The organism is Arcticibacterium sp. (genome assembly GCF_055134445.1).
Map to the genome: position 1 here is coordinate 35,428 of NZ_JBSRVI010000160.1, position 6,662 is coordinate 42,089.

The following is a 6,662-nucleotide window of genomic DNA, read 5'->3' on the forward strand; positions in this document are numbered from 1 at the left end:
TTTCCTGAAAAGTGTTCAATGCAAATAACGATTTGTGTTAAGTAATTAAAACATGAATGCATATTTGAAAACCCATGAACACCTTCTTACTCATACAGATATATCATTTAAATGCCTTCTCCTTTATAAAAACATTACCGGTTCGGAAAAGCAAACCAACAAATAACATCGCTAAAAAAGAGTCATTAAGATAAATGAGTCATGCCTTAATACTTAACAGAAGCAGGATACCTCAAATAAATACTTTAAACTTTAAAGGCTATTACAAAACAGCAAGAACTCCACTGAACTAAGCATATTCAAATTCGCCAAACTGACTTGAAATGGTCAATTTCTTCGTTTCCGACGCCTCTACTCTACCCACTATCTGTGCGTGAATATTGAAAGATTTTGAAATATCTATCACCTTCTGAGCATGTTCTTTAGGCAAGTAAACTTCCAAGCGGTGACCCATATTGAACACCTTATACATCTCTTGCCAGCTGGTAGCACTTTCTTTTTGAATCAATTCAAAAAGTGGTGGAACAGGAAGCATATTGTCTTTGATGATATGAAGATTATCTATAAAATGAAGGATTTTGGTCTGTGCTCCACCAGAGCAATGTACCATTCCGTTAATTTTACCTTTCAATTCTTCCAACAACTTTTTAGCCACTGGAGCATACGTTCTGGTAGGTGAAAGAATCAGTTTCCCCACAGAGATTTGCTCTCCAGTTTCTACCGTAATTTTATCTGTAAGTTGTTTACTTCCTGAGTAAACTAAAGAACTATGGATACTAGGGTCAAAACTTTCTTTATACCTCTCTGCATAAATATTCTCTAAAACATCATGCCTAGCAGAAGTAAGCCCATTGCTTCCCATACCGCCGTTATATTCGGTTTCGTAAGTAGCCTGACCATTAGAAGCTAAGCCCACTATCACATCTCCAGCTTTGATATTATCGTTAGAAATAACATCAGAACGTTTCATTCTTCCAATTACTGTGGTGTTCACCGTAATGGTTCTCACCAAATCTCCTACATCCGCTGTTTCTCCACCTGTGCTGTATATTTCCACGCCATTATCACGTAGCATTTCTAATACTTCCTCGCCACCATTAATGAGTTCAGAGATAACTTCACCTGGGATTTTGCCTTTATTTCTGTCAATGGAAGACGACATCAGGATAGGTCCGGTAGCTCCAATACATAGTAAATCATCTGTATTCATGATGATACTATCCTGTGCAATACCCTTCCATACACTCAAATCACCGGTTTCTTTCCAATACAGATAAGCCAAAGAAGTCTTGGTTCCGGCCCCATCCGCATGCATGATATTGCAATATTCAGGGTCGCCCCCTAAAGTATCAGGCGATATTTTACAAAATGCTTTTGGAAATAAGCCTTTGTCTAATTTCTCAATGGCTTTGTGTACGTCTTCTTTTGAAGCCGAAACGCCTCTTTGCATGTACCTATCGGTCATGGGTAAAGTAGTTTTTTGATTCTGCGGGTAAAGGTATAAAATAGATGGTAATTAGTTTTGAAATTCTATTATTTGAATCTGTTTTAATTGATTTAAATAATAGACAAAATTTTCTTTTTAAAAACCTATTGACGTGACAGTGACTTATTTATCATCATCTCGAACGTTCTCAATATGGTCCAATGCTAGAATCCGCTCTTTATATGCGGAAGGCAGAAGAATTAATTTGAGATATCTTTCCCATCTAAAGTATCTGAAAATTTTATAAAAAATAAGTGCTGGATGAATCATCTTTATGACTTTAAAGCCTAGCATCCTATAAATTATATCTGGAACAAGGGCCTTTTGCGTCTCTAAAAGTAAAGTATACCTCACTAGGCCTAAACTCCTTCTATATTGACCGTATAGGTCTATACTCAAATCACTTTCGACCAAGTTTCCTTCAAGATGCTCTTTTCTGCTTATGAGCCAATCGGAATATGTTTTGGGCAAAGTCTTTAATTTCATCCTTTGGCCAAGTCTATAGAAAACGTCAAAAACCTCTTGTTTCTCTTGAAGGCTTAATGCTCGATGCAGTAGCTCAAAAGCTGCAATAGAATAATAAATAAGCATGTACAAAACATCTCTAAAAGCCCAGTCAGGAATTTTCATACCTCTAGCATTTTCCACGTGCCCGTGAATTTCAACCATCTTATCGATGGTTTTCAGAGCATTTTCTTCGTCTGAGAAAAGAATATCTTGGGCATAACTGACCGTTGAAAATAATCTTCCAATGGGGTCTTTCGGGAGTTTTCCAGTAAAATAGAGCCAATCAACAGATTTATTGAGAGAAAACTCAGCCGCCGCACCAGCAAAAACAAAAAGGAGCGTATCTGAACTTCCCCAAATCTCTCTTACTATAGAATCTTTAGCTACGAAATTCATTTTGACGGATTTAGGTTTGAATAGTTTTCTATGAGCAACACGAGAACAATTCCTAAAGAATAAGCCAAGATATCTTCCCAAGAGAAAGATGTTCCTAAGACAATTCTGAAAAACTTATGACTATGTAAACCGGCCCATTCCAAGAAATTGAAATATTGAAGTACTTCTACCAAATAGGACAATAACAAACTGAAAACCGTGGCAAATTTAACAGACATTTTTAGTATGCTCTTCAGACCCAAATAAACTAAAATGGACGCCAAAAAATCTCCGAAAAATGGTCGAATAAAACTGTCATGGACATAAAGTGCAATAAACACCTCTATCAAAAAAATGGTGATAAAGAGCAGGAAATAGTTTAAGCGAAATATGATCATTTTAAATTTATATGTTTGAGGTAGCGAGGATAGGCTTAGCCAGGTGACTTATTTGTGACACAGGAGCATTGAAAAGAGCATGAGTAATTTCATTAAACTTGTATTTGGCCTTACCTAGGTAAGTCTTAAAAGTATAGCCAGCTTTACCAAAAACTTTATGATGACCAATCCAAACAGCCATACTAATAGCATAAAAGAAGATATGATAGATAAGCTTTCTAGTCCATTTCTTCCAAACCGCATTTTGGTCTAGATAGGTGGCTAAACATTCTGTTTGAAACTTGATATGAGCTGCCTCATCAATTAAAATATCCTTACAAATAGTTTTTAAAAGCGGACAGTGAATAGACTTACGAACTGCCTCATAATATAGCTGGGCATTTGTTTCTACAATGAGCACGGTAATCGTCCAGATTTCCAAATTGGTATTGAACCCTCTCACTTTTCTGAAAAAATGATCACCCCAGTTGAAAGTTATGCGGCTTTCGCCAATCAGATCTAGATATCTTCCTAAATTATTACCATGCTTCTGTTCTTCTTTAATAAAGAGCTTGATGGCATAGAGGTAATCATAATCTTGAATCCTATCCGCATATATTTTCGTGGCATTAATGAGGTTGTGCCCATCTGAAGTTTCGCCCAATTGCCAAGCTTTAAGCGATTTGATAATTAGGTCTCTTTCTTCTCCCGTCACTTTGGCCTCAATTCGCCAATCAATTCTTTTATGGGTAGCATTATCTTGGAAATATTCCACCCATTCTTTGGTTGTTTTTCTTTTCATTTTCACATTAAAAAGTACTTTGTATTTCAAAGTATATGTACAAAAAAAATTAAGTATTCCTTTTTATGAAGGCTTCTAGCACCGCTAAATGTTCTTCAAAAGCCGTTTTCCCACTTTTGGTAGCACTATATGTGGTGTTTGGTTTTCTATTCACAAACTCTTTGGTAACGGTAATAAACTTGACTTTTTCCAGAGCTTTAAGGTGGGTTGCCAAGTTTCCGTCGGTCATCTCCAATATTTCTTTGAGACCATTAAAATTGATGGCGTCATTAACCATCAGCACCGACATTATACCGAGCCTGGCCTTATTCTCAAAAGCTTTATTGAATTTGTCTAAATTCATATTAAAAAGTCTTCCTATCGTATTTATAATACATACTAATACCGTAGACAATATGCAGCACTCCGAAACCAATAGCCCAAAAGAGCAACGAATAACCAAAAACAAATAAGGCCAGTAGCCCTAAGGTAATTTCAAATAAACCAAGGTAATAGACGTCTCTATAGGTATGCTGAGAAGTATTTATAAGAGCAAGACCATAAAAAATAAGTGTAGTGCCAGGCACCAATCTCACCAAACCATTCATCACTAAGGCTACTGCGAAAATACCTCCAACTAATAGCGGAAGAGCCAAACTTAAGGCAAGTTTGCGAGACAAAGGATTCCATAGCTTTTGACTAGACTTACTCGTTTTTCGCCATGTCCAAAACAGTCCACCAGATATGGCCAAAACCAGCGTTACAAGAGCTAAAAAAAACAAAAACTCCAAATAACCAGAATCCGAGTTTCTGTCAATGTAAAAACCATTTAGTTTATAAGACCCTGTGGAACTCACCTTTTTAAAGTATAAAATACCTGCAGAAAGCAGAGCCACTACACCGGCAAAAACTCCTGAAAGTCCGCTGAGAGAAATAAACTTGGAAGACTTCTCCATCAGGCTTCTTATTTCCTTAAGGTCATTTAAATGTTCTTGCATGATGTTAAAAATAAAGGGTTATCAATCTATTTCCTAAAATCAAAATGGCCACCAAAATGGCCAAGACGGCAATGATTAAAACTCCAGCTGCAGCTATATCTTTTACTTTGCCAATTTTCTCATGCCATTCTGGCGAAACCACATCGCAAAGGATTTCTAGAGCTGTATTAAAAGCTTCTGCTGAGAAAACCAGACCAATTTGAATAACCAAAATAACCCACTCTAGCCGAGACACTTGAAGCCAGAATCCACAAACAACCACCAAAACTGCTGCAAGAAAGTGAAACTGAAAATTATTTTCACTGCGAATTAAATGGCTAAACCCTTTTTGGGCATAGCCAAAGCTCTTTATCATTTTAATGATATTCATCTGTCTTGACATTTAAAATTCTAAAAGAAACATATAAGACAAACAAAACCAAGGTAAAAACCAAAGTTAGTTTGATCGCCAACGGATTATAAGCCTCTTGTATAGAGCTTTGTAAAAGAAAAACAGGGTTCGTGAATAAATCCCAAGAATTAAACCTAGAAAACCTTCCTAAATAGATGCCGAAGCCACTCAAGAAAATACTTCCAAATACCATTAACCAAGCTACAGCCACACCCCAGTACTTCTCAAAAAGATGATGAACAATGCTCAAGGAATATATTCCGAGAATGAGACCAGTCATGGCCGTTATAAAAATCCCTAAGGAATCAAACCACCATAAAGATGCCGTAAGGTGACTCAAATGGACAAAATCCGTAATTATATATGGAGCGTTTGGAAAAAATAAAAGCCAAAAACCAATACATATATGTGCCAAAATGTGGTTTTTATTTCTCACATATCTTCTAGCCACAAGGGCAAAAAACAATGGCACCCATGCTAAAAATAAATTCCAAATTAGTCCAAAACCCAGCATTTCAGAAGTATGAAAGAATCGTATTAAAAATAAAATGGAGCAAAGTCCCGATAACATCAGGAGACTTTTGGTAGGACGACTAATAGATCGTTTATTCATTTATTAAAAGTACTTTGAACTGCAAAGCACTATAAACCACTTTTAAAAAGCAATCAAAACGGTCAAAATAAAATGAAGGGATTGAGGGAAAGTCAAAAGCCCCCTTGATTACTCAAGAAGGGCTATATCGGTCATCTAAAAGGGGTTTTAAAAAAGTTGACAACCATATTTCGTTAAATGACCTACGAAATTGATTTTATTGGATAAAGAGACAAAAACAACTATTTATGAGGATTTAGCGAACCATTAATATCTAATCTCTGCCCTTATTTGCTATTAAGACTAAGAGAATTTAAAAAGTCACAGGATTAATCCCGTTTTGTCTCCATAAACTTTAGCAGGTCTTTTAAAAACGGGTAGCTTTGCGACAGAAAATTAACAAGCGTATGCCAAAACCCAAGAAAGTCTCTGAATCCCTTGCTATCAATTCTCAAATGATCATGCCAAACGACACCAATACTTTAGGTAATTTGATGGGTGGGAACCTTATGAGAATGGTGGATATCGCAGGTGCCATATCTGCTCAGAGGCATTCTAACCGAATAGTAGTGACAGCTTCTATTGATAATGTATCTTTTGAAAGCAAAGTACCTTTAGGCGACGTGGTTACTTTAGAGGCGAAAGTCACTAGAGCATTTAATACTTCTATGGAGGTTATGGTTAAAGTGTACTCTGAAAACATACCTGCTGGCACCAGAATTCAAACCAACACCGCCTTTTTAACTTTCGTGGCCGTAGACCAATCTGGCAGACCTATAGAAATAGCAGAGGCCATTCCAGAAACTGAAGAAGAAAAGGAATCTTATGATGCGGCTTTAAGAAGAAGACAATTAAGACTGGTTTTAGGGGGAAGAATGAAACCCGCAGAAGCAAATGAATTAAAGGCTATTTTTGGACTTTAAAAACATTTAACTTTACGCAGATTATAAGGATGGCTCCGTAGTTCTCCCGATAGCTATCGGGAGATAGAAAGGGTTCACCGCCCGTTCGGTTTACGGTTTACTCGGTGAAGGATTAAAAATAAAATGGCTCCGTAGTTCTCCCGATAGCTATCGGGAGATAGAAAGGGTTCACCGCCCGTTCGGTATACGGTTTACTCGGTGAAGGATTTAAAATAAAATGGCTCCGTAGTAG

9 protein-coding genes are annotated in these 6,662 nt (G+C 36.8%); 1 reads left to right on the top strand and 8 read right to left on the bottom strand.

Annotated features, from left to right (window positions below; genetic code table 11):
* Window positions 1-289: 289 nt before the first annotated feature.
* From ACTBZY_RS20855 to ACTBZY_RS20890, 8 genes are all read right to left on the bottom strand, one after another.
* Complete coding sequence (locus ACTBZY_RS20855; protein ID WP_463048321.1) at window positions 290-1,465, bottom strand: AIR synthase related protein; 1,176 nt, start codon at window positions 1,463-1,465, stop codon at window positions 290-292.
* A 144-nt stretch (window positions 1,466-1,609) separates the two neighbouring features.
* Window positions 1,610-2,389 carry an oxygenase MpaB family protein gene (locus tag ACTBZY_RS20860; RefSeq protein ID WP_463048322.1) on the bottom strand — a complete coding sequence of 260 codons (780 nt, stop codon included), beginning with the start codon at window positions 2,387-2,389 and terminating at the stop codon, window positions 1,610-1,612.
* Window positions 2,386-2,766, bottom strand: a complete 381-nt coding sequence (locus tag ACTBZY_RS20865) for a ribosomal maturation YjgA family protein (protein WP_463048323.1) — start codon at window positions 2,764-2,766, stop codon at window positions 2,386-2,388. Before ACTBZY_RS20865 ends, ACTBZY_RS20860 begins: the two co-directional genes overlap by 4 nt.
* 7 nt (window positions 2,767-2,773) lie before the next feature.
* Window positions 2,774-3,547: a ferritin-like domain-containing protein gene (locus ACTBZY_RS20870; protein WP_463048324.1), complete on the bottom strand. Its 774-nt coding sequence runs from the start codon at window positions 3,545-3,547 to the stop codon at window positions 2,774-2,776.
* 49 nt (window positions 3,548-3,596) lie between these two features.
* Entirely contained in the window at window positions 3,597-3,890 is a 294-nt protein-coding gene (locus ACTBZY_RS20875) for a winged helix-turn-helix domain-containing protein (RefSeq protein WP_463048325.1), read from the bottom strand.
* Between the two features lies 1 nt (window position 3,891).
* Window positions 3,892-4,524: a hypothetical protein gene (locus tag ACTBZY_RS20880; RefSeq protein WP_463048326.1), complete on the bottom strand. Its 633-nt coding sequence runs from the start codon at window positions 4,522-4,524 to the stop codon at window positions 3,892-3,894.
* 4 nt (window positions 4,525-4,528) lie between these two features.
* On the bottom strand, window positions 4,529-4,894 hold the full coding sequence (locus tag ACTBZY_RS20885) for a diacylglycerol kinase family protein (RefSeq protein ID WP_463048327.1): 366 nt from the start codon (window positions 4,892-4,894) through the stop codon (window positions 4,529-4,531).
* Window positions 4,881-5,528, bottom strand: a complete 648-nt coding sequence (locus ACTBZY_RS20890) for a DUF1361 domain-containing protein (protein ID WP_463048328.1) — start codon at window positions 5,526-5,528, stop codon at window positions 4,881-4,883. The genes ACTBZY_RS20885 and ACTBZY_RS20890 overlap by 14 nt, the downstream gene beginning before the upstream one ends.
* Window positions 5,529-5,914: 386 nt before the next feature.
* Between ACTBZY_RS20890 and ACTBZY_RS20895 the strand changes: the two genes are divergently transcribed.
* Window positions 5,915-6,430: an acyl-CoA thioesterase gene (locus ACTBZY_RS20895; RefSeq protein WP_463048329.1), complete on the top strand. Its 516-nt coding sequence runs from the start codon at window positions 5,915-5,917 to the stop codon at window positions 6,428-6,430.
* The last annotated feature ends 232 nt before the right edge of the window (window positions 6,431-6,662 follow it).